Raw genomic sequence first — 25,311 nt, 5'->3', positions numbered from 1 at the left:
TTATGCTGCGGCAGTGCCAATCCCCAGAACGGAAGAAAGAACCAAACCGACGATAGGTCGGCTCTGCAGAAACTCCCCCGGAGTTTCCGCTGCCTTCCGAGGACGGCACGGCCTGATCGCGGTGAGCCGATTCCCCAGGGGATTCTGAACAGGCTGGATAGAGGTTATGAATATCAGGCTGAATACCGTGACGATATCGACCGATGGCGACCGATGGCGACAAGTTTCAGTTCCGCCCGCGATCAAATCCCTTCGATCACCAAGGGCAAACTGATTCCACCGATCAACCAAGTAATAGCGATACATGCCAGTCCCAACAGTATCCTGTCATTCAGGTGATCCGTCTTGAATCCCGGCAGGCCGCGATCCCGCCAGCGCCAAACCAGAAAAAACAGGCTCAGCGCGATAAATGCCAGATCCAGAAACAGGGTGTAATCGACCGAAAAATACTCCCTGTCGGTGAGACTTCTGGCCGCATCGGCCTCCGGCAGCATCCCCAGGGCGGCAAAGCCATAGTGCATGACAATCGCGCTGGTGATCAGAATAACCAGAAATACACCGAGGATATAAAGCGCCATCTTCCAGCCGTAGTACTGCGCCTGGATGCGCAATACCGGCAGCACCACCAGGTCGCTGAAAATAAATGCCATGATGCCGGCGAAGCTGACGCCGTTTCCAAACAATACGGCAGCCAGCGGGATATTGCCCATGGAGCCGATAAAGGTAAAAAACGCCGCCACCGGCCCCACCAGGCTCTGCAGCAATACTTCCCAGAAAGCCGGATCGCCGCTGCCGGCGCCGACGAACAGCGTCTGGAAGAATTTGCGCGGCACAAATGTGGCGATAATGCCGGCGACGGTAAAACCGATGGTGACATCCCGCCACACCATATGCCATTCCATCACATAGCGATCGGCCACCCGCCGCCATCCGTCGCGGCTGCGGATCAGCTTTTTCCAGTCGGGTATTTCCTCTTCATCACCGGCACTCTCCGCTTCGCGGGCCCGCTCGCGCGCGTTATCGATCAGCTTTTTCGGCCCGGTGAGAGAAACCAGCAGCCACATCAGCAGGATCAGCAGCAGGCCCCCCAGATATTCCCCGACCACGAACTGCCAGCCAAGAAACAACGCAATCACGATACCCAGTTCGATCACCAGGTTGGTAGACGCCAGCAGGAAGGCGAGAGAGGGAACAAATCCCGCGCCTTTGGAGAAGAGCGCACGGGTGGTCGCCAGGGCGGCGAAGGAACAGGAACTGGATATAAAGCCGAAAAAACCCGCCAGCGCGATATCCCGGGCCCCGGTTTCTCCCATAGTCTGCCGCATGCGACGCCGGGATACGAAGACCTGGATCATACTGCTGATCAGGTAACCCAGGCCAAAGGCCCAGAACGCCATCCAGAACAGTCCCAAGGTTGTGGTTGCCGCCTGGTGCCAATTGGCGAGTAGACTCTGCATAGGCAGGACGCTTTCGATTGCCGGGGAATCAATCTGTGAGTGTAGCCATATCACCGGCCCGGGCTCCCGATAATCCCGGATTGGTGACGTTTTATTAGTGCGTGGTGGTCCTGGGCGTGATGCTGATGGCACTGCCATCGGCGGTGATGGCGCTGTATGGGGGAGGGCGCTCGTTGGCGGTGATGCTGAGGAAGATCAATACCACGCGCCGGTGGAACAGGCGGACGCGTGGCGTGAACTGCTGACTGAGCGCATGAACAAATTTGTTGCCGAGCGGGAGTTCGACGTGGTCTTCACCACCGACCCCGACTATCTCTGACACAGCTCACCGCTGTTTGGGGGTAGCGATATAGCCGGGCGGGATCAGGGGACCATCGTCCAGCGTTGATTGCTGCCACCCCAGTCCGACCAGGTCCCGACATTGTCACCGGCATGAGTTCCGTAGCCGTCAATCACTTGCTGTGCCGCGGCGCGCACGGCGATGGAGCCATTGTCATTCAGCGTAAAACGCTGGTGATCATTGCCGTTGCAGGCCCTGATAGTCAGGTTGGCGCCATTTTCAAAAACACCGCCGTTGTCCAGGCAGAAGGCGGGGTCGTGCTTGCTGCGGATCTCTCCGGTGTCAGCATCGTAGCTCCATTTCTGCCAATTGCTGTCATTACAGTGCCACTGATGGACATCGGTGCCGGAGGCCAAGACGCCACCGGTAATATCCAGGCACAGATCGGAAGCATTGTTCACCAGTTGGACATATTCGCTAAGTTTCGGATATCCCGACGGCCTGTACCGGTTTATATCCCCGAGGAAAGAGCTGTTTCTCACCGGCAGGTTCGCCGATCCATAGTTGAATCCGTTCAAGCGGTTGCGTATCTCCCTGTTGTCCAGGCCATCGCCGTAGAACTGGTACCAGCTGACAATATCGGGGGTCACAAAAGAGCCGTAGGGGTTTTCCGCATACTCGTTGTCCTTGGCGAAGCGGAAGGCGTGGGTGCCAATTCCATCCTTGTGGTAGACGATTTTCAGATGGCCGTTCTCGAACGGCAGCTGTGACGCGGGCGCAGTGGTCAGATCCCCGTGCGCACTGTAGCTTCCGTGGGTTACCACGCCATTGGTGGTCCAGACCGCGGCGTACTCCCAATCGTGACGGTGGCCGCTTTTGATGCCATTGAGTATCTGGTCCTTTTCAAAGTACAGGGCGTAGAAGTGGCCACAGTAAGTGGAACCGCCACTTTCCGTACAGACATATCTATGCACGGTGTTGGAGGTGTCGAGAAAATTGCTTGACCGACAGGCGCCGGTAATGCTGCCCGTGGGTTTAAGACCGCCATTTTGCTGTCCGTTGCGGCTGATCCCGGCGCTCGGCAGGCAGCCGTCGGTGTCGAAGTCGAATACCGGGGCAATGGATTCGGCATCAACCTCTGTGGGCAAAGCTTTGTCCAGTTTTGCAAAGTCGCTGGCATAGGTCGATACAGAGGCAGCTGCAGCGACAAGCAGCGTAGAAAAGGCCTTATTGAAACTCATAAATTTCCCTCATTATAGATAGGCTTGAGCGGTGTTCGAGCTTTTTATGTTATGCGAGGGTATATTAAATGGATAAATGGATAACAGTAAATGTAAATCCACGCTATATTTAAAAAATGAGAAGGCCGTCTACTGCTGTATCCCAATCGCCCACACCATAATGTAACAGGGCGGAAAACGAGAGCAGCGTAACAGCAGCCCTCAACCGGACTACTTCTCCCCGGCCTTTTCCTCGGAATCGTAGGGTGAGGCTTCAGCTTCCAGGGATTCCAGAATCTTCTTCGCCCTGGAGCGTTGTTTTCCGGAATGACTCCAGGCCACTACGTTTTCCAGGAAAGGCCGGGCCAGATCGGCTCTGTCGATAGATGCCAGATAAAAGCCGATTGAGGAATTGAGGAGCAGGTTGCCCGGCTCGCGCCGATAGGCGGCCATCATGGTTTTGGATACCTCCAAGTGCTCGCCGTTCAACCGCTGTGCCATCCAAAGAGCGCGATAACCGGGCAGGTGCGCGGGGTTCATCTCAATCGCCGCCTTTGCGTTCTGCACAGCCTCTCGGTAGAGGGCTTCATCCCACTCACCGGACTTTTTTGTCATTCGCAGCCTTTTCACGTAGTAAAGCGCCAAATTGGCTGCTGTGCGGTAGTCTTTAATCTTGGCCGACTCGGTTATCTCCACCATTCGTACGGCGGCCGGCTTGTCTCCGGAATGGAGTTTGATTTTTGCCAACAGGGCATAGCTTTCCTGCCAGCCAGCGGATTTCTTATCGGCTTCATTCAGGTATTCCTCCGCCAGTTCATCATTGCCAAGGACCCACGCCTTTTCCCCAAGCAGAAAATTCCATTCGTTGTTGTTCATTTCGCGCGTTTGAATAACCCCTTCGTACTGAGGGATAGTCAACTTACGACTGCGCAGCCGGCCCCGCGCATACTGGTTCAGCTCCGTCTGCATTTCATCCAAGGGTTTACCATAGTGTTCTTCAAAAGCTTCCAATGGATCTTCGCCATTTTTTAGAGCTTGGAAGTAATTGTTGGTTTCCTGATCGTAGGATTTTCCTGCGTAATCCACTCCGAACTGCAGATAGTGGGTGAAGAGCCAGGCTCCCGCGTAGAAACTGTTGGCGTATAGGGGGCTGTAATTTTCAGTATCCGGTTTCAGTATTTCCCGAAGAGGCAGCGGCCTCGAGCCGGCTCCCCTGCCACTAAAGGCGTACATTCTCCACTTGGGCGCCTCCCCGATCCACACGCCATCTTTCGTAAGCCTGGCACTGGCTAGAAACTCGGCAAAGCCCTCTGAAAACCACTTGGGGTAGGTGGACTGACCGCGCTGGCGCATAAGGTGATGCACATATTCATGAAAGGTCACTCCGCCATCCGAAATACTTCCGGCGTTCGCTTTTGCGAAAATCAACGGCCCTTCCCAGGTATCAGTATAGATGCCTGCAATATGGTCTTTTCCGACAAATTCCTTGAATTGCCTGGAGCTGTTGAAATAGAAAACCTGCAAGCGCTGATTTTCCGCCGAGGCTTCCTGTCTGGTGACAAAAAGAACCGCCTGGCGAAACCTTTCCATATCCCGAATCAGGTTGTTCACCCGCTTCTCAGAAGTATCAGAATAAACAGTAAAGTACTCAGAACGATATTCGCGCCAATCTCTGGCCGCGGCGAGAGGGGAAAACACAACTGAAAGCAAAATAAGGGGAGTGAGGAGACTTCTAAGAGGGATTCTGCTGCTCATGGACCGACCTGTTTTTCTTATTGAAATTCAACGGTTGCTATTGGGGCGTATGGCCAACGCCCGCTCAAATACAGAGTATACTTCAAGTGCAAAAAAGCAGCCGAGGCTGCTTCCGCCGTCGAACCGAAGTTCCGAGCGGCATTCCTTAGCCCTACCTTACTGCAGTGTCAGCACGAACAAGCCGTTGGTCCGGTCGCTGACGAGGATATTTCCGGATGGCAAATACGGGTAAACGCTCCAGGCCCCTGAAAAATCCACAGCATCGTCCGCAGGGAAGGTATCGAAAAACGCGACCTCGGTGAGTTGGCCATTAGCCAGGTCGTCGAACTCGAGCACGCGCAATCCCGACGTGTAACTGGCCTCAAACACATGATTGCCCGTCACGTACAGGTTGTGATCGATAGAAGATGTCGCGGCCTCGTAGGCAGAGATGTACACCGGCATGTCGAGATCGGTGACGTCGAAGATGTGCATTCGCGTCGGCACATTGAAATCGATCTCGTCAAGTTCATCGCCGAGAAGGAAAAAGCGCTGGTCTTCGCTCAACCACCCCTGATGCGAGAAACCGGACTCTGGATACGGCGTCAATGAAAGCTGCAACGGCGAAGATTTCATCGTAACGTCAGTAATCTCGAGCCGGGCGACACCACCGTCCGGTGCGTTCGGGTCTGGCGCCTCAAGGTTTGCGGCACTGAAACAAATCTCGCTGTCCGCATGATCCGGGTCCGGCCCTATGTAATCGACGCACTGGGTATCATGTGTGTCAATGGCCGAATGGCAGCCAGAAAACATCGGGTTGACTGGCGTGCTGATATCGATCATGTGCAGGCCTTCGCCACATGTGTTCGTTCCAACGGCGTACGCGAATCCCGACGCTTCGTTGATTGCAAGGTTATGCGCGTTGGCGAAGTCGCCGTAAACGACGTCGGCCGTGAACGTCTGCGGCGCTGACACATCGCGAAGGCGCGTCAAATCGAAGACCTGCATACCGTGCGCGCCTGCCGCATCGGCGACGATAAATGCGTGATCGTTGAAGACCTTGATGTCGCGCCAGGAGGAATCGATCGTTTCGGTCGGCAGCACGCCCAGAAAGACCGGCGCTTCGGCATCTGTGACATTGACGAAGGCCGTGCCGCTTGTCATGCCCATCAGGGCGTACTCGTCGTGAGTCTGTGAATCGACCCACCCCCACAGGTCATTACCGGCCGTGCCGCCCATATCCTCGAACGGGACCCGGCTCCTGAGATCGATGCCCGAGCACGAAAAATCCTCGGCGTTACCGTTCACACACATCTTGGGCCCTGTGCTCAAACTCGCCGGAGGCGAACTTGGTGGTGGTTCCGGCGGCTCCGGTGTGGATGAATCACCCCCACCGCCGCCGCAGCCCGTGAGTGCAACAAGTGATAAGGCAAGGACAAGCGAAACGACTCGATGCTCCACGACAATCTCTCCCAAAAGAAGGCCCGATCCGAAACTTTACTCTGTGTCCTTAGGACGCGGATTTCTACGCTAAATTAAAAGATGCTGTCCCTGGAACTCCCGAAACTCCAACAAGTTACCGTGGAGGATCGTTTATTTTTTAAACAACCTTAACCCTTCGCAAGGCTCGAGTTCTAATGCCCGGCAATACTGGACGTATTCTCCTACATCTAGTCGCCGCTCGGCTGTCTCAATCTTGCTAACGAAAGAATGGGGCTCTTTGATGATTTCAGCCAAATCCCTCATCGAGTACCCCCGCGCAAGCCTTCCCGCCTTCAGCCAAGCGATTAAGCGCAAATATTCTTCTGAGTGAATTGACTTTTTCATTTGTCCCCATTATGGGAACATGTTAGGTTGTACCCAAAACAGGTACAGCCTTCCTGATTCTTTAAATCTATTTGGTCAAATAAAGAGCAATTCTGGGGTACCTCAGCTACAAGAAAGAGGAAAGTGGTTCGTGGTAGTGATGTTGTCTCTATGCCCAGGGCAAGCCAGTCGATAGCGGTATTTGAAAAAGGAATTTGTGAATGAAAACAATACTTGCAGTATCTACTTGGGCCCTTGCATTTCTAATAATGTCTGGTTGTAGTAAAGGTTCAATGAAATCTGTCGTTTATCATTTTTTTGAATCATTGAAGAATGGAGACAAAGAATCTCTGGAAAACCTGTTTATTGCTGAGAGTGAGTTCATTGAAAAAACCAAATCCGCTGAAAGAGATAATACGAAGTACCAGAATATATCAGATATTGAAATCAGATTACATTACCAAGAAATTAAAAGTAAGTTCTTTGATGAAATTGAACAAATACTTTATCAAGTAAGACAGCATGGTGGCTGGTCTAATGCAAATCTAGACGTAGTTTCTATTAATAGAGAAAACCGTAAAATAGAATCTTTTGGAGCCTTAATTAACTTTAAGCAGCCAGAAGAGGCTTTCACCATAAGATTGGATGGTATTGTAGATTCAAATCAAAAAAGATGGGCCTTTGCCCCCTATGTCAGAATAGTTGTCGCCTCTACTAAACCGGAGAAAGCAAGACGGGGAGGTAATTTGCAAATAAAAGGTGTCTGCCCCTAATACCGCTATCTTAAGCCGAAGATCGGCATATTTGTAGGGCCGAAGGCGCCGTGAATACCTGGAGCGGCCGGGCTGGGCAAAGCGTATCGTGCCCATCAGGGCCCGGAAGATGGGCACGTCGCTACGCTCCTTTGCCCATCCAACGGCCGAAAAACGTTTAAGGTAGCGGTATTAGTGTCTGCCCCATTGATCTCCATACTCTAACCTTCCTACACCCCTATACTATAATAAAGTCTCTTTTTAATAAGTTTTGGTACCGCTCGATAACAAAGTGTACCACTCACCTTTCGGGCTCTATCTTCAATATCCAGTTCGATATAAAGTTTCTCACCATTATCAAACTGGAAATCAAATGTTGGGGGTGTTTCATACACATACTGAATATATTCGCATATGTAAAAATTCGGGTTGGTTTTCTGCGGAACTACCTCACACTCAACAACGCCACCTTTAAGATCATCAGGTTTACTTCCCTTAGGTAAACTTGAAGAGCGTATCTTCGGTTTCAACACTAAAGGCAAAAAAGAATTCAAGGTCTTGCTATAATCCCTTGATAAAGAGGACTCAATCTTCATATCACGAACAACAAAGTCTGGCCGCACTTTCCCAGATGCCTCTGTTACGCCGATAGAAAGGTTGTAAGGGCCCTTAGAGGTTATAATATCTGGACGAAATTTTCGTATATACTTTTCTCCTTTTGAACCCACAATCTCCAGAAAGCTTCTTTTGTCAAATTCAAAGCGATATTCGGGTGAGACGGACCCTTGCTGATTAGTGCATTCAGCGCCTGTAACATCATAGCTCTCAGAAACTACCAAGTCATAGAGCATACCACAGCTTTGTAACTTCAAGGCACTAACTACCACTATCAGGGTGGCACCTATTTTTCTAAAACGAATCGGTGTCATGTTACCTTGTACTACCCGAATAATTCGGGCCATAGAGACAACTATAAATCCACTGTGCTGGAGCAAGCAAGGCTTCAACTCGCTGCTTACGATCTGTTTCGTCTTGATCCGAATTTTTCCATTCAATCCATGGCGTAACATCTTGCTGGAAATGCCCTAAGAGCGATTGTGTAGCCAATGTTGTCAACTGACTTAAATTGGGTGGCGGAGAGTCATAAGTGCCAATATTATTGTGATTGATCACCAACGGGCTAGTGCTTACTAACTCCTTCTTTGAGTTTCCTTTGTATATCAACTGCCAACCTTCTCGATCTGTTCCAACTTTTCCTCGTATTTCAAGAATGTTTAAGAGTCAGGTCTTAACAAAACACAGTTATTACTTGAAACCAAGACTCTTTAATACCACACAGGTTCTCCACAATACCAAAAGGAATCTAGACACATGAAATCAAAGTGCTGCCCCTCATTAGGATTAAACACTGGTATTTCATATTCCGCCGGTGACTTGGGGCATCCATATTTTTCTAGGTCATCGACACTTTGGCCAAATAATTCAAATTTTTGAATTGTGGCACAAGCACTCAAGAAAGCATTAAGAATGGGCCATTGGGTAGTTTCGAGCGAGACAGGAACCCCAGGCAAACTAGCAGAGCCGGATCTAGAGGATTCTACAAATAAACCATAACTATCAGATACAGAAGATTGATCAAGAAGCGCTGTCACCTCGGTTTCATATTTATAAGGGGTCATATCTTCAAAAGTAATCGCTGAAGCCACTACACACGAATTATTGGCTTCAATGCGCATTTCATTTTCTCCAACAAAACTACCATCGTACTCGTGATAAAACGAACCTTTCACCTCGCCGCGATCTCGCCATTTATACTCCCAACCAGTCCACCCTTTGTCAGAAATATCTACTGTTGCGGGTTTTCCATTAAGGCCCACAATGACACCTATAGTTGCATTGGAAATATCTTTCGCTACAAAGAATCCACTGCCATATTCTTGTCTCTTTCCAAAATCCAAAAGTTTTGGAGGCTCTTTAATTATTGTGGAATAATCAAAGAATCTTTCTATTAAAATATTCTGTATATAATCTGCGTCTATCGGATGCAACACAATTTTCTCATTCCACCCGATCGACCCATTGTTAGTGGAGAATACAATATGGTCATTACGAGCTGGCACAAAGAATGTGGTATCTAAATTCGCAACTGGAACAAAAGTAGGGTCACCGGGAACAACCACCACCTGATTAATTTGGCTATTTTTATCAGGATATAAATTTTCTATATTCGCGCCGGTTAATAACGCATCTGAAGAGGGGGAGAAATACAGGCTTCCGTCAGCCATCGTTAGCAGGCCATTGTTAAATGACTTGATGGACTCTAAAGATTTTGATGTTTTCTCAATATGTTTTGGATTTACATAAGCTATCTGATCAGCTGTTGATTCAAATGAGTAAATATCTCCAAAAACATCTTGAGAAAAAATTTTTCCATCTGCATATCCAATAAACTTCCACCGGGACGTGATATAGGAGTCGAGAATTCCAGAAGCATCAACAATCACTACGTTACTAGTGTTGCCATAGGTCTTTGTTTTAGCTTGAATGAGTACCTTTTCTTCGTCCTTGATTTCTACAATATTCGGCCTCTCAGAGAATGAACTAATTTCCCCTATGCTACCTAACAGTAACGTCGAGCCACCGCCACTCAGATTTAATCCGTCAGGGCTGTAGAAAATATCACCATTTTTTACAACGGATACAACTCCAGAGTCACCCAGGGCTGAAATTGCATAAAAATATTCACCCGGTCTCTGCAAAGAAACCGAGCCACCCCCCCTTAAGTATTGGGGTGCCACAGAAAAATTGACACCGCAATTATTTACACTGCCAATTACTCCTCCATTATATTCTGCCAATATTTGATCGTAGGTTAAGGCATTTGCATTAAACGCAAGAAATTGAAGGCAGATACTACAAGTCAAGATAATTTTTTTCATACTGAAATTGTATTCTCTTGTTTGAATAACATAGGCAGCAGCGTGAGCCCCCTGAAGAACAGCTTTTGCTATTGCAATAAGCTAGTCACAATATGTCAATTCTATACACCTTCGGTTAACCGCTCGCACAGCCGCTTAACCTAAATCCCGGCATCAAAAAGAAAAGAAGGGTGAGAAATAGCTTGGTTTTCATGGCAACTCCGTGTTGCGGTGCTGCCGCGGTACTCCGTGCGGCAGATAGTTGTTGGGCGCGGCCGCTATGCGGCTCTTGCCCATCCTACTGCACTAATGCTAGTCATACGTATAAATGTCTGTAACCTTGGGATAAGTACCGCTACAGCCGTCGATGGTAAATGACACCTTTGATTTTGACATTCTCGCCGCAAGCAGCAGGCTAAGAGCCTCTTTCTCGTAGTTACTGCCAGGAGGAATGCGATACCAGCTGTTTTTGCCACATCCATCCAAATCTACCATTTCTCCATCTATTCTGAATAAAATGCCAGATTTCGTGTGTACACGTACCGTTTTCACCGTTTCACTGGAATATTTGGCCGCATACGAGCTCATCGGCAATATCAAACTAACCAGCAGTGCTAGTAGATAGGTAGGTAGGTATTTGCGCATTTTCAATCCTTTATTTTTTGGGGGCTAATTCTCCTGCAAACAGGCTGTTACGGCCGGTCCGTGGTCCGCAGGACGAGCTGGAGCTCGACACTCCGGGGCAGTTGCACCCTAAAAACCATAGGCAAGCTAGCAATTCGTGGGTAAGGGGTCAAGCAAGTAAAAAAGCAGCCAAAGCTGCTTTTTTAATCGCCTGCAAGCAGGCTCCTACAGCGGGCCTGCGGCTCGCTTGCGGAGCTGGAGCTCCGCGGTCCCGGGGGATTACTTGCCGGCGGCCTTGCGAATTGCCTGCAGGGTGCGCAGGCGGGCTTCGGCTTCGGCCAGTTGGGCGGAGATGCGGGCGTAGTCGATTTCCGAGGGGGCTTTGTGCAGGGCGTGGGCCGCTTCTTCGCGGGCCTTTTGGGCGGCTTCCTCGTCGATTTCGCGCTCGGCGATATCCGCGAGGATGGTGACGGTGCCCGGCTGTACCTCGGCGTAGCCGCCGCCGACGAACAGCACTTCCTCGTCACCACCTTTCTTGATGATGCGCACCGGTCCCGGTTTGAGCGCGGTGAGCAGTTGCGCGTGGCCGTAGGAGATGCCCAGTTCCCCTTCGATACCGCTGACAACCACCATCTCCACCAGGCCGGAGAAGAGGGATTGCTCGGCGCTTACTATGTCGCAATGTATAGTCATAGCCATCAGGCTACCTCATTCTCTGATTTTAGGCTCTGAACAAATTCGATCGCGGCCATGGGCCGCTCCTACATCCCTCTCCCTGCCCGGGAGAGGGTGTCCAGAGTTACTCACAGTTCGCCTGCAAGCAGGCTCCTACTTCTTATTGGCTTTTTCCACCGCTTCGTCGATGGTGCCGACCATGTAGAAGGCCTGTTCCGGCAGGTGGTCGTAGTCGCCGTTGAGAATGCCCTGGAAGCCGCGGATGGTCTCCTTGAGGGATACGTATTTGCCCGGCGCACCGGTGAATACTTCCGCCACGTGGAACGGCTGGGACAGGAAGCGCTCGATCTTACGGGCGCGGGCCACGGTCTGCTTGTCGTCTTCGGACAGTTCGTCCATCCCCAGGATGGCGATGATGTCCTTCAGTTCCTTGTAGCGCTGCAGTACGGACTGCACGCCGCGGGCAACTTCGTAGTGCTCCTGGCCGATCACCAGCGGGTCCAGCTGGCGGGAGGTGGAATCCAGCGGGTCAACGGCCGGGTAGATACCTTTGGCGGCGATGTCGCGGCTCAGTACCACGGTGGAGTCCAGGTGGGCAAAGGTGGTGGCGGGGGACGGGTCGGTGAGGTCGTCCGCCGGTACGTAAACCGCCTGGATGGAGGTGATGGAGCCGGTCTTGGTGGAGGTGATACGCTCCTGCAGAACGCCCATCTCCTCCGCCAGGGTCGGCTGGTAGCCCACCGCGGACGGCATACGGCCGAGCAGGGCGGATACTTCGGTACCGGCCAGGGTGTAACGGTAGATGTTGTCGACGAACAGCAGTACGTCGCGGCCTTCGTCGCGGAATTTCTCCGCCATGGTGAGGCCGGTCAGGGCGACGCGCAGGCGGTTGCCGGGCGGCTCGTTCATCTGGCCGTAGACCATCGCCACTTTGGATTTGCCGAAGTCCTCAACGTTGACTACGTTGGCTTCCTGCATCTCGTGGTAGAAGTCGTTACCTTCACGGGTGCGCTCGCCCACGCCGGCGAATACGGACAGGCCTGAGTGCTCGGTGGCGATATTGTTGATCAGTTCCATCATGTTGACGGTCTTGCCCACACCGGCGCCGCCGAACAGGCCCACTTTGCCGCCTTTGGCAAACGGGCAGACCAGGTCGATCACCTTGATGCCGGTTTCCAGCAGTTCGGTGGAGCTGGACTGCTCTTCGTAGGTGGGGGCTGCGCGGTGGATGGACATTCTTTCCTTTTCACCGATGGGGCCGCACTCGTCGATGGGGTTGCCGAGGACGTCCATGATGCGGCCCAGGGTTTCGTGGCCCACCGGCACGGAAACCGGGGCGCCGGTATTTTTTACCGGCAGGCCGCGGCGCACGCCCTCGGAGGAACCCATGGCGATGGCGCGAACCACGCCGTCGCCCAACTGTTGCTGCACTTCCATGGTGAGATTCTTGTCTTCCACCACCAGTGCGTCGTATACGTTCGGCACGGAGTCACGCGGAAATTCCACGTCGATTACCGCTCCGATAACTTGCACAATTTGCCCGTTACTCATTTCCGGATCCTCAACTTTAAATTCTGTCTTCGGCAGCCCGTTCGCCTGCGAATATCAGGGTCAGACCGCTGCGGCGCCGCCCACAATCTCGGACAGCTCCTGGGTGATGGCCGCCTGGCGCGCCTTGTTGTACACCAGCTGCAGCGCGTCGATCAGCTCGCCGGCGTTGTCGGTGGCGCTCTTCATTGCAATCATGCGCGCGGCCTGCTCGCAGGCCTTGTTCTCCACCACTGCCTGGTACACCTGGGACTCGATATAACGCGCCAGCAATCCGTCCAGCAGCTCTTTCGGGTCCGGCTCGTAGAGGTAGTCCCACTCGTGCTTGAGCTCTTCGTCCTCGGCCTTGGGCAGGGGAAGCAACTGCCGTACCCGCGGCTTCTGCGACATGGTGTTGACGAACTCGTTGGACACCAGGAAGAGGCGGTCGATATCGCCCGACCCGAAGCGGTCCAGCATTACCTTGACCGAGCCCACCAGTTTGTTGGCCTGGGGGGCGTCGCCCAGGTCGCGCAGGGCGGCGACCACGGTGCCGCCGATGGCATTGAAGAAAGCGGCCGCCTTGTTGCCCACCGCGCAGATTTCCACTTCGGCGCCTTTTTCCGACCAGGCCTGCATATCGCGAATGGCGGTTTTGAACATGTTGATGTTCAGGCCGCCACAGAGTCCGCGGTCGGTGGATACCAGGATGTAACCGACCCGCACAGCCTCGCGCTCCTGCAGATAGATATGCTGGTATTCCGCCGAGGCATTGGCGACGTGGCCGATCACCGCGCGTATGCGCTGGGCGTAGGGACGCCCCAGTGCCATGCGATCCTGAGCCTTGCGCATCTTACTCGCCGCGACCATTTCCATCGCGGAGGTAATTTTCTGCGTACTCTTGATGCTGGCAATTTTTGTGCGTACTTCTTTTCCGCCTGCCATAGTGATTTACCTTGTTCGCTGGAATTTCATCTTCCTGTAGGAGCGGCCCATGGCCGCGATCGGACTTTCCGGGTGCTCCGGGGGCCGCTCCTACAGGGGCTCCAGGGATTCCGTTACCAGCTGCCGGTGGCGACGAATTTCTCGATCGCCGCCTTGAAGCCGCTCTCGATTTCGTCGTTATAGTCGCCGCTGCTGTTCACTTTCTCCATCAGCTCTGCGTGTTCGCTGTTCATGTAGGAGAGCAGGGCGGATTCGAAATCGAGCACCTTGGCCACTTCCACGTTTTTCAGGTAACCCTTGTCCGCGGCGTAAACAGACACGGCCATCTCGGCGATGGACATGGGGCTGTACTGCTTCTGCTTCATCAGCTCGGTGACGCGCGCACCGTGATCCAGCTGGGCCTTGGTGGCCTCGTCCAGGTCGGACGCAAACTGGGAGAAGGCCGCCAGTTCGCGGTACTGGGCCAGGGCAGTACGGATGCCACCGGACAGCTTCTTGATCACCTTGGTCTGCGCAGCACCACCCACCCGGGATACGGAGATACCCGGGTTGATGGCGGGGCGTACACCGGCGTTGAACAGATCCGTCTCCAGGAAGATCTGGCCGTCCGTAATGGAGATCACGTTGGTGGGTACGAACGCGGAAACGTCGCCGGCCTGGGTCTCGATGATCGGCAGCGCGGTCAGGGAGCCGGTCTTGCCTTTCACTTCGCCATTGGTGAACTTCTCTACGTAGTCGGCGTTGACACGCGCGGCACGCTCCAGCAGGCGGGAGTGTAGGTAGAAGACGTCACCGGGATAGGCTTCGCGGCCCGGCGGGCGCTTCAGCAGCAGGGAGATCTGGCGGTAGGCCCAGGCCTGCTTGGTGAGATCGTCGTAGATGATCAGCGCATCTTCACCGCGGTCGCGGAAGTACTCGCCCATGGTGCAGCCCACATACGGAGCCAGGAACTGCATCGCGGCCGGATCGGCGGCGCCGGCGGCAACCACGATGGTGTGCTCCATGGCGCCGTGCTCTTCCAGCTTGCGCACCACGTTGGCGATGGAGGATTGCTTCTGGCCCACGGCAACGTAGATACACTTAATGCCGGTGCCTTTCTGATTGATGATGGCGTCGATCGCAACCGCGGTCTTGCCGATCTGGCGGTCGCCGATGATCAGCTCGCGCTGGCCGCGGCCGATGGGAATCATTGTGTCGATCGCCTTCAGGCCGGTCTGTACCGGCTGGTCCACCGATTGACGGGCGATAACGCCGGGTGCCACTTTTTCCACCGCATCGGTCAGCTTGTTGTTTAGCGGGCCCTTGCCGTCGATCGGGTTGCCCAGGGCGTCCACCACGCGGCCCAGCAGTTCCGGACCCACCGGAGTCTCCAGGATGCGGCCGGTGCAGCGGCACTTCTGGCCTTCGGCCAGGGATTTGTAATCGCCCAGGATTACCGCGCCCACGGAGTCGCGCTCCAGGTTCAGCGCCATGCCGTAGACGCCGCCCTCGAACTCGATCATCTCACCGTACATCACCTCGGCCAGGCCGTGGATGCGGATGATGCCGTCGGAAACGGATACGATGGTGCCCTCGTTCCGGGCCTGGGTGGCCACATCGAGACTGTCGATGCGGCTCTTGATAATTTCACTGATCTCAGAGGGATTCAGTTGCTGCATGCTCTGTTCCTCGGATTTTCCGGCTCGGGCCGGAAAATTAAATTAGGAGTTTATTGCCTCGGCGAGTTTGGCCAGCCGACCACGCACTGTGCCGTCGATCACTGTGTCACCGGCGCGCACTATCGCGCCTCCCAGCAGGCTTTCGTCCACCGAGCTGTGCAGATGCACCTCGCGTTCAAATTTCGCGCTGAGCGCCCGGGTCAGTTTCTGCGCCTGGGCATCGCTGAGGGCGTGGGCGGAGAGAACCTCCACCTCCAGGGTGGCCTCCGCCTGCGCCTTCAGCTCCTCGAACAGCGCGGAAATTTCCGGCAGCAGTTGCAGGCGGTGATTTTCCGCCAGCAGCCGGATAAAGTTCTTTCCGGGCTCGTCGAGGTCGTCTGAACAGATCGACAGGAATTTGTCCGCGCGCTGATCGCCGGTGAGCTGCGGGTTGTCCAGCAGCTCGCGCACCTTTTCGCTCTGGCTGACCGCGGCCGCAGCGGCGAGCAGTGAGCTCCAACCGCCGAGGTCGGAGGCTTGCTGCGCGTAACTGAACGCCGCTTTGGCGTAGGGCCGGGCCAGTGTGCTGAGTTCCGCCATGGGGTTCCTCGCTTACAGCTCGGCTGCCAGTTGGTCGATCAGATCATCGTGCGCCTTGGCGTCGACATTGACCGAGAGAATTTTCTCCGCGCCGGCAATAGACAGGGCGGCCACACGGCTGCGCAGCTGCTCCTTGGCGCGGTTCAGTTCCTGTTCGATCTCGGCTTTCGCCGCGGCCTTCAGGCGATCTCCCTCCGCGTGCGCGGCCTGCTTGGCTTCGTCGATAATCTGGTTGGCGCGCCGGTTGGCGCCCTCGATTATTTCCGCCGCATGCTCTTTGGCTTCCTTGAGTTGGTCGGCGGCCTTGCGCCGCGCCAGCTCCAGGTCTTTGCCCGCACGCTCGGCCTCTTCCAGACCGGTGGCGATCTTCCGCTCGCGCTCCTGCATCACTCCGAGCAGCGGAGGCCACACGAACCTCCAGCAGAACCATACGAAGGCCAGGAAAGTGATCGACTGGCCGATTAGAGTCAGGTTGATATTCACACCGACACCTCTTGCTCTTTGCTCTTTATCAAAAAAGAACTTTGGGGGTTAAGGGCAATTGGAACGATGGAATTACACCAGACCAGGAGCGACGGCGAAGATCAGGTACATGGCGATACCCACACCGATCATCGGAACGGCGTCCAGCAGGCCCGCCATCAGGAACATTTTGCCTTGCAGCGCCGGGGCCTGCTCCGGCTGGCGAGCGGAGCCTTCCAGCAGCTTGCCGCCCAGAGTGCCGAAACCGATGGCGGTACCCAGTGCGCCCAGACCGATCAGCAGTGCGCTCGCGATGTAAACCAGACCAAGTGCTTCCATTGTGTTCTCCATCTAAAAGTTAAGAGTTGTATAAAAAGTGAACTGTCGAAAAATTACTGGTCGTGTTCGTGCTCTTCGTCCCGGTGGTGGGCCATCGCCATATACACCGTGGTCAGCACCATGAACACGAACGCCTGCAGGGTGATCACCAGGACGTGGAAAATTGCCCAGCCCATATGCATCAGCATCGCGCCCGCGAAGCCCAGCACGCCCACGCCGAAGACGATGGCGATCAGGATAAAGATCATCTCACCGGCGTAGAGGTTGCCGAACAGACGCAGTCCCAGGGAGATGGGCTTGGCCACCAGGGAGACCACTTCCAGCAGGAAGTTGAACGGAATCAGCAGCAGGTCGAAATACCACTTGCCGGTGTGGAAGGGGTGCAGGGTCAATTCCTTGATAAAGCCCAGGACTCCCTTTTCCCTGACGCTGAAGAAAATCATCAGTGCGAATACCGCCAGCGCCATGCCCAGGGTGGCGTTGGGGTCGGTGGTGGGCACCACCTTGAAGAACAGGTGCGGGTTGCCGGACACACCGGCCGCGGCCCTGGGCAGCCAGTCCACCGGGACCAGGTCCATCAGGTTCATCAGGAAGACCCACACGAAAATGGTCAGCGCCATCGGGGCGACCATGCTGTTGCGGTGGGGAAAGGTTTCCTTCACCAGGCTGTCGATAAAGCTGGTAACCAGCTCGACAAAGCTCTGCAGCCCGTGGGGCACACCGGCAGTGGCCTTTCTCGCGGCATAGGAAAACAGGAAGCAGAACACCAGGCCCAGACCGATGGACCAGCCCAGGGTGTCCAGGTGAACCGCCCAGAAGCCCATTTGAGAGGCCTCTTCAGAAGATTGAGCCAAAGTCCAGGTGCTCTCGGGGAGCACTGTGCCATCAGGACGAGTAGTGCCCGCGGGCAGCTTGCCGTAAGCCATGTTCTGCAGGTGGTGTTGGATATAATCCGTCGCGGTTTGAGCTTCGCCTGCCATAGTTCCTCAGCACTCGATCGTTAAATTTGTTTTTGCTTGCGCCCACTCACTTCACCAGGCGCGCCGCCAACAGCCACTGCACAAGCAAGCAGAGGCCGTAGCTGATAAACACTGCGGCCGCGTTCAGCGGCCTGACCGCGGCAAACACCGCGGCAAACCCTACCAGGGTCAGAACAAACTTGCCCGTCTCCGCGCGGTAGAAGGATTCAACCACCTGGCCGGCGGCGCGCGCGCCGCTGTGGCGCCTCTCGCCATGAAAGACGCGAAAGCCGAAATAGGCGTTGGGCAGCGCGCACAGGACGCCGCCGATAAAAGCGGAGAGCGCAATCACCGGTTTACCGCAAAAGTGCAGGGCCGCACTGACCAGCGATACCAGCAGCAGCTGTACCGCGGCAATAACTAACACCGGGGGTTTGTACATAGGCGGGGTAAGCCGGCCTGGTTACTCAGGTTTTAGCGCGCTGTCCGCCCAAAATTTGGGCGAGCGAATTATAGGAGCAACCGTCTTGCTGGTTCAACCGCCAAATATCGCGAACTTTCTCTCTTTTCGGGGTTTTTTCCCGCGAGAAGCCGGGATAGTAAGCGCTTACATATCCCGGGGTTGTGCACCAAAACCGGGCGGCTATTTATTCTTGTGGTTCAGTCTTCGCAATACCCCATGTGCGCCAGAATGCCGTCCAGTTCATCCAGGCTGCTGTATTTGAGCACCAGCCGGCCAACCCCCTTGTGGTTGTGGTCAATGGACACCGGCACCCCGACTTTTTCCGACAGGCGCTCCACCAGACGGCGGATATTCGGGTCCTCTTCGGCTTGGGCGGGAGCCGGGCTCTGCGCCTGCTGCTGCAGGCGGCGCACCAACGCCTCGGCCTGGCGCACGGTCAGCCCGCGGTCGACCACCTGGCGCGCGGCGCTGCGCTGGGTTTCCCCGGCGAGCCCGAGCAGGGCCTTGGCGTGTCCCAGCTCCAGGTCACCGCGCTCGAGAAAGGTGCGCACCTCCTCGGTGAGACTCAGCAGGCGCAGCAGGTTGGTCACCGCACTGCGGGATTTGCCCACCGCTTCGGCCACCTCCTGCTGGGTGAGTTGGAATTCGTCCTGCAGCCGCTTGAGGGCCGCGGCCTCCTCCACAGGGTTCAGGTCCTCCCGCTGGATGTTCTCGATCAGCGCCATGGCGATGGCGGCTTCGTCCGGCACCTCGCGCACCAGCGCCGGCACCCGGTCGAGTTCCGCCAGCTGGGCGGCGCGCCAGCGGCGCTCGCCGGCGATGATCTCGTACTTGTGTTCACCGATAGGGCGCACCACGATGGGCTGCATGATGCCCTGGGCGCGGATGGAGTCCGCCAGCTCCAGCAGGGACTCCATGGGGAAGTCCCGGCGCGGCTGGTAGCGGCCCCGCTGCAAAAATTCGATGGGCAGCTCGCGCAGCTCCCCGTCCACCCTTTCCGCGCCGCCCTCGCCGCTGGCCATGGCGATCGCTTGGCCGGCTTCGCCACTGATCAGATGGGATAGATTCTTGCCCAAACCTTTGCGCCGGGTGGCCATAATGTGTACCTCTTAAACGGCTTCGGCCACCGGGCCGCTGTGACTGGAATTGCGGTTGGCGGCGTGGCGGCGGGTCATCTCGCCGGCCAGCGCCAGATAGGCGATGGCGCCCTTGGAGTGGCGGTCGTACTCCAGCGCCGGTTTGCCGAAACTGGGGGCCTCCGCCAGGCGCACGTTGCGCGGGATGCAGGTCCGGTAGAGCCGATCGCCGAAATATTCGGATAGCTGGTCGGACACATCGCTGGTGAGGCTGTTGCGCGGGTCGTACATGGTGCGCAGTATGCCCTCGATCTTCAGCTCCGGGTTGGCGGCGCGCTGGATCTGGGTGATGGTGTCGACCAACGCGGACAGCCCTTCCAGTGCGTAGTACTCACACTGCATGGGAATCAGCACGCCGCTGGCGGCACAGAGGGCGTTGACCGTGAGCATGTTCAGGGAGGGGGGGCAGTCGACCACGATGTAGTCGTAGTCGCCGTTCAGATCGCGCAGCGCGCGGCGCAGGCGGGACTCGCGCCCGTCCATCTCCAGCAGTTCCACCTCCGCGGCGGAGAGATCGCCGTTGGCGGGCAGTAGGTCGTAGCCGCTGGCGGTGCTCACGATCGCCTCCCGCGCCGGCAGGCCGGTGACGAGCACGTCGTAGCTGGACAGTTGCAGTTCACTTTTGTCCACACCGCTGCCCATGGTGGCGTTGCCCTGGGGGTCCAGGTCGATCAGCAGGACCCGGCGGCGGCTGGCCACCAGGGAGGCGGCCAGGTTGACGCAGGTGGTGGTCTTGCCCACACCACCTTTCTGATTGGCCACGGCAAATATCTTACTCAAGGTTATTGTTCCCTGTTGTTAACAGCGGCTGACAAATATCTGGTCTTGGAAAGTTCTAAGCGGGATCGTCGCCAGCTGGACGGCTGAGTACGATAAGGTGGCGCTCCGCACCGCAACCCGGCACCGACAGTGGGCGCACCTGCTCGACCTTAATCCCTTTTGGAAGCGCGCTCAACTCGTCTTGCGGCAACCGACCCTTCATAGCGTAAAACTTTCCACCCGGCGCTAGCAAGTGCTCACTTCCCAGAATCATGTCGGCCAGGGAGGCGAAGGCCCGGGAAACCACGCCGTCGAACTTCGCCCCCGGTGAAAACTCCTCCACCCGCTCGTTGATCACCTGCACATTGGCCAGCGGCAACTGGCTCGCCACCTGGAACAGGAAGCGGGCCTTCTTGCCGTTGCTGTCCAGCAGGGTGACCGGGCGCGCGGGATGAACTATCGCCAGGGGAATCCCCGGCAGGCCGCCGCCGCTGCCCACATCGATCAGTGAGTCAGAGTCATGGCCGCACAGGTTCACCACGCTGAGACTGTCGATGATATGGCGCTCCAGCATCTGCGCCGGGTCGCGGATGGCAGACAGATTGTAAGCCGCATTCCAGCGCGCGAAGAGCTCCAGGTATTGGAGCAGCTTGTCCTGCTGTTCCCGGGGCAGATCCACCGACAGCTGCCCGGCGGCTTCGAGCAGGCGGGGGCGGAAGGCTTCCATTTGCTGTGAGGTCGTCAAATTTCCAACTCGGTATCGTGTTTCCCTGTAGGAGCGGCCCATGGCCGCGATCATCAGTGGAACTGACCACCGATGATCGCGGCCATGGACAGATTTTTGCTCCTGCAAAATCTGCATTTCCGCCATCCCTGGCGGTCGCCGCTCCTACGCAAGACGGGGGTTATACGGCTTTTTTGCGGGTGAGCAGGCCGCGCTTTTTCAGCTGGATCAGCAGCAGCGACACCGCCGCCGGGGTGACCCCGGGAATCCGCGAGGCCCGCGCCAGGGTGTCCGGGCGGGTCTCGTTCAGCTTCTGCTTCACCTCGCTGGAGAGGCCGGCCACGGCACTGTAATCGAAATCCGCCGGAATAGGGGTGTCTTCATAGGCCCGCAGGCGCTCGATTTCCTCCCGTTGGCGGTCGATATAGCCGGCGTATTTGGCGGCAATCTCCACCTGCTCGGCTACCCGCTCGTCCTCCACCGGCTCCCCTTTGAGGGCCGCCACATCGGCGTAGCCCAGCTCCGGGCGCCGGAGCAGGTCCATCAGGCTGTACTCCCGCGCCAGCGGTTGCGGCAGCCGGGTCTCCACCGCGGACGCCTGCGGGGTGTGCGGGTGGATCCAGGTTTCCCGCAGCCGTTGTTCCTCGCGCTCGATGGCCTCGCGCTTTTCGCTGAAGGCCCGCCAGCGGGCGTCACCCACCAGCCCCAACTGGCGTCCCACCTCGGTGAGGCGCAGGTCCGCGTTGTCCTCGCGCAGCAACAGCCGGTACTCGGCGCGACTGGTGAACATGCGGTAGGGCTCCCGGGTGCCGATGGTGATCAGGTCGTCCACCAGCACGCCCAGGTAGGCCAGGTCCCGGCGCGGCGCCCAGGCCTCGCGTTCCTGTGACTTGAGTGCCGCGTTGGCGCCGGCCAGCAGGCCCTGGGCGGCGGCCTCTTCGTAGCCGGTGGTGCCGTTGATCTGGCCCGCGAAGAAGAGCCCCTGAATGAATTTGGTCTCCAGGGAGGGCAGCAGGTCCCGCGGATCGAAGAAATCGTATTCAATGGCATAGCCCGGGCGGGTGATATGCGCCTTTTCAAAACCTTTGATCGAGTGCACCAGCTCAATCTGCACGTCGAAGGGCAGGCTGGTGGAGATACCGTTGGGGTACAGTTCGTTGGTGGTCAGCCCCTCGGGCTCGATAAATATCTGGTGGCCGTCTTTGTCGGCGAAGCGGTGCACCTTGTCCTCGATGGACGGGCAGTAGCGCGGGCCAATGCCCTCGATCACCCCCGAGTACATCGGCGAGCGGTCCAGGCCCCCGCGGATTATCTCATGGGTCTTCGCGTTGGTATGGGTGATCCAGCAACAAACCTGCCGCGGATGCTGGGCGCGGCGCCCCAGGTAGGACATCACCGGGGTGGGGGTATCGCCCCACTGCTCCTCCAGGCCGGAGAAGTCCACCGAGCGGGCATCGATCCGCGGCGGCGTACCGGTCTTCAGCCGCTCGACGCGAAACGGCATCTCCCGCAGCCGCTGCGCCAGGGCGATGGAGGGTGGGTCGCCGGCGCGGCCGCCGGAGTGGCTGTCGAGGCCGATATGGATTTTTCCGCCGAGAAATGTCCCCGCGGTGATCACCACGGTCTTACCGCGGAAGCGCACGCCGGCGTTGGTGATCACCCCGGCGACCCGCTCGCCCTCCACAATCAGGTCGTCCGCCGCCTGCTGGAAGATCTCCAGGTTTTCCTGCCGCTCCAGGATCGCGCGGACCGCGCCCCGGTACAGGGCCCGGTCCGCCTGCGCGCGGGTGGCGCGCACCGCCGGCCCCTTGCGCGCATTGAGCACGCGGAACTGGATGCCGGCCAGATCCGTGGCCTCGGCCATGGCGCCGCCCAGGGCGTCCACCTCTTTCACCAGATGGCTTTTGCCGATGCCGCCGATGGCCGGGTTGCAGGACATCTGCCCCAGGGTCTCTATGTTGTGGGTCAGCAACAGGGTGGAGGCCCCCATGCGAGCGGCCGCGAGCGAGGCTTCGGTGCCGGCATGGCCGCCGCCGATCACGATCACATCATAGGTTTTGGGGTAGTCCATAGGGTTTCCAGGCCTGGCCCTGTACAAGTAAAAATGGGCGCACATTTTATAGCCAGCGGGTGAGGTGCGGCAAACAGTGTAACAGCGCAGGCCGACGGCGTTCTGACTAAATTTTAACCATCGATTTGCTGTTTATCATTCATACACTAATTAACTTATACATATCTTGTATTGGTAGAGTTTTATATTAGTTGTTGTTATTAGGGGCGTCCGTTTTCGGTATAACTGTAGAAATATTAATAAAATCAATTACTTATGCTCTGTGACAGACTGCTGATAACCCCTGCCCCGGAGCGGGGGCAACCGCGGTAGGGCGCTGTGGACCGACGGGATAACTTTTCCCTGTTTTCCTCTTCGTTGAAGTTATGCCCGGCCGAGCTCTCAGGTTTTGACGGAGTTGTGCCCATTTTTATCCACATCGCGCAGGCTGAACCGGCCGGCTGTTGGGAAGTATCGAGCGTTCCTGTGGGTTGTCTGTGAGCAAGTGGAGTTACCTGGATAAGACTGTGGATTGCTGTGCGCAACTTTTGTGTTTATCGGGTGGGGTTGGTGGGGACAGGCTTCACGGACTAGGTGCCTGTGGATAGTTTGTTGGTGACGCCGAGCGATTTGCCGGTGCCGGGTCCGATGAAAATGTAGGGAAGGGAAGGCTGGCGGGGCTATTTACCGATACAGAAACTGCCGAAGATTTTTCCCAGCAGATCGTCCGCGGTCAGCGCGCCGGTGATTTCTCCGAGGGCCTGCTGGGCCCGGCGCAGGTCTTCCGCCAGCAGTTCGCCGGCGCCGGCGGAGCGCAGTTGGGCGGCGCCCTGTTGGATAAAGGCCCGAGCCTCGGCCAGGGCTTCGAGGTGGCGGCGGCGGGCGCTGAAGCTGCCCTCGGCGGCGCCGCTGTAGCCCATGCAGTGTTTCAGGTGCTCCCTCAGTGACTCCAGGCCCGCACCGGTCCTGGCGCTGATGGCGATGACCGGCACGCCGTCCGTATGCGCCAGCAACCCCGCGGTGTAATCGGTTAGGTCGATCTTGTTCAGCACCAGGGTGAGTTTTTCCGGGTCCGGCAGCTGTGCGGTGAATTCCGGCCAGGCCTGTTCCGGGTCCAGGGCGTTGGCCTGCTCCGCGTCCACCACCAGCAGCACACGGTCCGCGCCGCGTATCTCCTCCCAGGCGCGGGCTATGCCGATCTGTTCCACCCGGTCGGGGGAATCCCGCAGGCCGGCGGTGTCGGCGATATGCAGGGGCATGCCGTCGATGTCGATATATTCGCGCAGGATATCCCGGGTGGTGCCGGCGAGTTCGGTGACGATGGCGGCCTCCCGGCCGGCCAGGGCATTGAGCAGGCTGGACTTGCCGGCATTGGGGCGCCCGGCGATGGCCACCCGCATGCCCTCGCGCACCACGCTGCCGCGGCGGGCCTCGGCCTCCACCTGCGCCAATTGGTGCAGAAGGGCGTCCAGATCCGCGGCAACTTTGCCGTCAGCGAGAAAATCGATTTCTTCTTCAGGAAAATCTATCGATGCTTCGACATAGATACGCAGATGGGTAAGATTTTCCACTAAGTTTTCGATTTTTTCGGAGAATACCCCCTGCAGCGAGCGCATGGCATTGCGCGCCGCCTGGGCGCTGCCGGCCTCGATCAGGTCGGCGATGGCCTCTGCCTGGGCCAGATCGATCTTGTCGTTGAGAAAAGCGCGCTCGGAGAATTCACCGGGCCTCGCCTGGCGGGCGCCCAATTCGATGGCGGCGTGCAGCAGTTGGTCGAGAATCACCGGACCGCCGTGGCCCTGCAGCTCCACCACGTCCTCGCCGGTAAAGGAGTGGGGGCCGGGGAAGAAGAGGGCGATGCCCTGGTCGATCAACTGCTCGCCGTGGAGGAAATTGCGATAGTGCGCCTGGCGCGGCTGCAAGTCGCGCTCATCGCAGATGGTGTGTGCAATTTCCCGGGCCCGTGGGCCGGAGATGCGGATTACACCGATGCCACCGCGGCCTGGGGCGGTGGCGACGGCGGCGATGGTGTCTCTGTGGAGGTTTTGCTCAGGCATGGGCAAAGTTTACTCGACCGGAATGCACAGGGGCCGCTTTTGCGGCCCCTGTACTGAACAGTGTTGAACTTATTTGCTCAAATTTCAGAGTTCAGTTCCGGGAGCCGAGGCGAGGTGCGCCTTTCTGGGACACGCCGTAAATACATCCCTGTAGGCTTGTCCGCGAGGTCCCTCTCGCAGACAGTCC

General features: G+C 56.8%; 24 protein-coding genes. 1 reads left to right on the top strand and 23 read right to left on the bottom strand.

Annotation, left to right across the window (positions count from 1 at the left end; translation table 11 throughout):
• Positions 1–242: 242 nt before the first annotated feature.
• The 6 genes from ACRC0P_RS03780 to ACRC0P_RS03755 form a co-directional block, all read right to left on the bottom strand.
• The gene (locus tag ACRC0P_RS03780; RefSeq protein WP_438628455.1) at positions 243–1,457 is read right to left on the bottom strand and encodes a permease; all 1,215 of its coding nucleotides are present in this window, start codon (positions 1,455–1,457) and stop codon (positions 243–245) included.
• A gap of 94 nt (positions 1,458–1,551) precedes the next feature.
• Positions 1,552–1,779 carry a hypothetical protein gene (locus tag ACRC0P_RS03775; protein WP_438628454.1) on the bottom strand — a complete coding sequence of 76 codons (228 nt, stop codon included), beginning with the start codon at positions 1,777–1,779 and terminating at the stop codon, positions 1,552–1,554.
• A gap of 41 nt (positions 1,780–1,820) precedes the next feature.
• Positions 1,821–2,978: an NPP1 family protein gene (locus ACRC0P_RS03770; RefSeq protein WP_438628453.1), complete on the bottom strand. Its 1,158-nt coding sequence runs from the start codon at positions 2,976–2,978 to the stop codon at positions 1,821–1,823.
• A gap of 210 nt (positions 2,979–3,188) precedes the next feature.
• The gene (locus ACRC0P_RS03765; RefSeq protein WP_438628452.1) at positions 3,189–4,712 is read right to left on the bottom strand and encodes a DUF1570 domain-containing protein; all 1,524 of its coding nucleotides are present in this window, start codon (positions 4,710–4,712) and stop codon (positions 3,189–3,191) included.
• Positions 4,713–4,868: 156 nt separating this feature from the next.
• Entirely contained in the window at positions 4,869–5,999 is a 1,131-nt protein-coding gene (locus tag ACRC0P_RS03760; protein ID WP_438628451.1) for a choice-of-anchor B family protein, read from the bottom strand.
• A gap of 285 nt (positions 6,000–6,284) precedes the next feature.
• Positions 6,285–6,518: a helix-turn-helix domain-containing protein gene (locus tag ACRC0P_RS03755; protein WP_438628450.1), complete on the bottom strand. Its 234-nt coding sequence runs from the start codon at positions 6,516–6,518 to the stop codon at positions 6,285–6,287.
• 200 nt (positions 6,519–6,718) lie between these two features.
• Between ACRC0P_RS03755 and ACRC0P_RS03750 the strand changes: the two genes are divergently transcribed.
• Complete coding sequence (locus ACRC0P_RS03750) at positions 6,719–7,270, top strand: hypothetical protein (protein ID WP_438628449.1); 552 nt, start codon at positions 6,719–6,721, stop codon at positions 7,268–7,270.
• Between the two features lie 209 nt (positions 7,271–7,479).
• On the opposite strand, the gene ACRC0P_RS03745 is transcribed toward ACRC0P_RS03750, so the two are convergent.
• The 17 genes from ACRC0P_RS03745 to mnmE all read right to left on the bottom strand — a co-directional run bounded on the left by ACRC0P_RS03745 (position 7,480) and on the right by mnmE (position 25,124).
• Entirely contained in the window at positions 7,480–8,211 is a 732-nt protein-coding gene (locus tag ACRC0P_RS03745) for a hypothetical protein (RefSeq protein WP_438628448.1), read from the bottom strand.
• A 363-nt stretch (positions 8,212–8,574) separates the two neighbouring features.
• Positions 8,575–10,188 (bottom strand): hypothetical protein, encoded by a 1,614-nt coding sequence (locus tag ACRC0P_RS03740; protein ID WP_438628447.1) that lies wholly within the window; start codon positions 10,186–10,188, stop codon positions 8,575–8,577.
• 291 nt (positions 10,189–10,479) lie between these two features.
• Positions 10,480–10,812 carry a hypothetical protein gene (locus ACRC0P_RS03735; protein ID WP_438628446.1) on the bottom strand — a complete coding sequence of 111 codons (333 nt, stop codon included), beginning with the start codon at positions 10,810–10,812 and terminating at the stop codon, positions 10,480–10,482.
• A gap of 258 nt (positions 10,813–11,070) precedes the next feature.
• Positions 11,071–11,490, bottom strand: a complete 420-nt coding sequence (locus ACRC0P_RS03730) for a F0F1 ATP synthase subunit epsilon (RefSeq protein WP_438628445.1) — start codon at positions 11,488–11,490, stop codon at positions 11,071–11,073.
• A 129-nt stretch (positions 11,491–11,619) separates the two neighbouring features.
• The gene (gene atpD, locus ACRC0P_RS03725) at positions 11,620–13,017 is read right to left on the bottom strand and encodes a F0F1 ATP synthase subunit beta (RefSeq protein ID WP_438628444.1); all 1,398 of its coding nucleotides are present in this window, start codon (positions 13,015–13,017) and stop codon (positions 11,620–11,622) included.
• Between the two features lie 60 nt (positions 13,018–13,077).
• Positions 13,078–13,938, bottom strand: a complete 861-nt coding sequence (atpG, locus tag ACRC0P_RS03720; protein WP_438628443.1) for a F0F1 ATP synthase subunit gamma — start codon at positions 13,936–13,938, stop codon at positions 13,078–13,080.
• A gap of 113 nt (positions 13,939–14,051) precedes the next feature.
• A complete protein-coding gene (gene atpA, locus ACRC0P_RS03715) occupies positions 14,052–15,596 on the bottom strand; it encodes a F0F1 ATP synthase subunit alpha (RefSeq protein ID WP_438628442.1) in 1,545 nt (514 codons plus the stop codon).
• Between the two features lie 42 nt (positions 15,597–15,638).
• Positions 15,639–16,175, bottom strand: coding sequence for a F0F1 ATP synthase subunit delta (locus tag ACRC0P_RS03710; RefSeq protein WP_438628441.1), 537 nt, complete (start codon positions 16,173–16,175; stop codon positions 15,639–15,641).
• 12 nt (positions 16,176–16,187) lie between these two features.
• Positions 16,188–16,658 carry a F0F1 ATP synthase subunit B gene (locus tag ACRC0P_RS03705; RefSeq protein ID WP_438628440.1) on the bottom strand — a complete coding sequence of 157 codons (471 nt, stop codon included), beginning with the start codon at positions 16,656–16,658 and terminating at the stop codon, positions 16,188–16,190.
• 72 nt (positions 16,659–16,730) lie between these two features.
• Positions 16,731–16,976 (bottom strand): F0F1 ATP synthase subunit C, encoded by a 246-nt coding sequence (gene atpE / locus ACRC0P_RS03700; protein WP_020413895.1) that lies wholly within the window; start codon positions 16,974–16,976, stop codon positions 16,731–16,733.
• A gap of 53 nt (positions 16,977–17,029) precedes the next feature.
• Positions 17,030–17,956 (bottom strand): F0F1 ATP synthase subunit A, encoded by a 927-nt coding sequence (gene atpB / locus ACRC0P_RS03695; protein ID WP_438628439.1) that lies wholly within the window; start codon positions 17,954–17,956, stop codon positions 17,030–17,032.
• A 46-nt stretch (positions 17,957–18,002) separates the two neighbouring features.
• Positions 18,003–18,377, bottom strand: a complete 375-nt coding sequence (locus ACRC0P_RS03690; protein ID WP_438628438.1) for an ATP synthase subunit I — start codon at positions 18,375–18,377, stop codon at positions 18,003–18,005.
• 218 nt (positions 18,378–18,595) lie between these two features.
• Entirely contained in the window at positions 18,596–19,495 is a 900-nt protein-coding gene (locus tag ACRC0P_RS03685; RefSeq protein ID WP_438628437.1) for a ParB/RepB/Spo0J family partition protein, read from the bottom strand.
• Positions 19,496–19,507: 12 nt separating this feature from the next.
• Positions 19,508–20,314 carry a ParA family protein gene (locus ACRC0P_RS03680; RefSeq protein WP_438628436.1) on the bottom strand — a complete coding sequence of 269 codons (807 nt, stop codon included), beginning with the start codon at positions 20,312–20,314 and terminating at the stop codon, positions 19,508–19,510.
• Positions 20,315–20,369: 55 nt separating this feature from the next.
• The gene (gene rsmG, locus ACRC0P_RS03675; protein WP_438628479.1) at positions 20,370–21,020 is read right to left on the bottom strand and encodes a 16S rRNA (guanine(527)-N(7))-methyltransferase RsmG; all 651 of its coding nucleotides are present in this window, start codon (positions 21,018–21,020) and stop codon (positions 20,370–20,372) included.
• A gap of 178 nt (positions 21,021–21,198) precedes the next feature.
• The gene (gene mnmG, locus ACRC0P_RS03670; protein ID WP_438628435.1) at positions 21,199–23,088 is read right to left on the bottom strand and encodes a tRNA uridine-5-carboxymethylaminomethyl(34) synthesis enzyme MnmG; all 1,890 of its coding nucleotides are present in this window, start codon (positions 23,086–23,088) and stop codon (positions 21,199–21,201) included.
• 659 nt (positions 23,089–23,747) lie between these two features.
• Positions 23,748–25,124, bottom strand: a complete 1,377-nt coding sequence (gene mnmE, locus ACRC0P_RS03665) for a tRNA uridine-5-carboxymethylaminomethyl(34) synthesis GTPase MnmE (RefSeq protein WP_438628434.1) — start codon at positions 25,122–25,124, stop codon at positions 23,748–23,750.
• Positions 25,125–25,311: the final 187 nt, after the last annotated feature.

It is taken from the genome of Microbulbifer sp., assembly GCF_051659245.1.
In the GTDB taxonomy this organism is placed as follows: domain Bacteria; phylum Pseudomonadota; class Gammaproteobacteria; order Pseudomonadales; family Cellvibrionaceae; genus Microbulbifer.
The sequence above is the reverse complement of the archived record's forward strand: the minus strand, read 5'-3'. Positions and strand labels throughout refer to the sequence as shown.

Excerpts from the sequence above, each read along its gene's own strand:
- ACRC0P_RS03780 (WP_438628455.1), bottom strand. The coding sequence starts at position 1,457 with ATGCAGAGTCTACTCGCCAATTGGCACCAGGCGGCAACCACAACCTTG.
- ACRC0P_RS03770 (WP_438628453.1), bottom strand. The coding sequence starts at position 2,978 with ATGAGTTTCAATAAGGCCTTTTCTACGCTGCTTGTCGCTGCAGCTGCC.
- ACRC0P_RS03765 (WP_438628452.1), bottom strand. The coding sequence starts at position 4,712 with ATGAGCAGCAGAATCCCTCTTAGAAGTCTCCTCACTCCCCTTATTTTG.
- ACRC0P_RS03755 (WP_438628450.1), bottom strand. The coding sequence starts at position 6,518 with ATGAAAAAGTCAATTCACTCAGAAGAATATTTGCGCTTAATCGCTTGG.
- ACRC0P_RS03750 (WP_438628449.1), top strand. The coding sequence starts at position 6,719 with ATGAAAACAATACTTGCAGTATCTACTTGGGCCCTTGCATTTCTAATA.
- ACRC0P_RS03745 (WP_438628448.1), bottom strand. The coding sequence starts at position 8,211 with ATGGCCCGAATTATTCGGGTAGTACAAGGTAACATGACACCGATTCGT.
- ACRC0P_RS03740 (WP_438628447.1), bottom strand. The coding sequence starts at position 10,188 with ATGAAAAAAATTATCTTGACTTGTAGTATCTGCCTTCAATTTCTTGCG.
- ACRC0P_RS03735 (WP_438628446.1), bottom strand. The coding sequence starts at position 10,812 with ATGCGCAAATACCTACCTACCTATCTACTAGCACTGCTGGTTAGTTTG.
- ACRC0P_RS03730 (WP_438628445.1), bottom strand. The coding sequence starts at position 11,490 with ATGGCTATGACTATACATTGCGACATAGTAAGCGCCGAGCAATCCCTC.
- atpD (WP_438628444.1), bottom strand. The coding sequence starts at position 13,017 with ATGAGTAACGGGCAAATTGTGCAAGTTATCGGAGCGGTAATCGACGTG.
- atpG (WP_438628443.1), bottom strand. The coding sequence starts at position 13,938 with ATGGCAGGCGGAAAAGAAGTACGCACAAAAATTGCCAGCATCAAGAGT.
- atpA (WP_438628442.1), bottom strand. The coding sequence starts at position 15,596 with ATGCAGCAACTGAATCCCTCTGAGATCAGTGAAATTATCAAGAGCCGC.
- ACRC0P_RS03710 (WP_438628441.1), bottom strand. The coding sequence starts at position 16,175 with ATGGCGGAACTCAGCACACTGGCCCGGCCCTACGCCAAAGCGGCGTTC.
- atpE (WP_020413895.1), bottom strand. The coding sequence starts at position 16,976 with ATGGAAGCACTTGGTCTGGTTTACATCGCGAGCGCACTGCTGATCGGT.
- atpB (WP_438628439.1), bottom strand. The coding sequence starts at position 17,956 with ATGGCAGGCGAAGCTCAAACCGCGACGGATTATATCCAACACCACCTG.
- ACRC0P_RS03690 (WP_438628438.1), bottom strand. The coding sequence starts at position 18,377 with ATGTACAAACCCCCGGTGTTAGTTATTGCCGCGGTACAGCTGCTGCTG.
- ACRC0P_RS03685 (WP_438628437.1), bottom strand. The coding sequence starts at position 19,495 with ATGGCCACCCGGCGCAAAGGTTTGGGCAAGAATCTATCCCATCTGATC.
- rsmG (WP_438628479.1), bottom strand. The coding sequence starts at position 21,020 with ATGGAAGCCTTCCGCCCCCGCCTGCTCGAAGCCGCCGGGCAGCTGTCG.
- mnmG (WP_438628435.1), bottom strand. The coding sequence starts at position 23,088 with ATGGACTACCCCAAAACCTATGATGTGATCGTGATCGGCGGCGGCCAT.
- mnmE (WP_438628434.1), bottom strand. The coding sequence starts at position 25,124 with ATGCCTGAGCAAAACCTCCACAGAGACACCATCGCCGCCGTCGCCACC.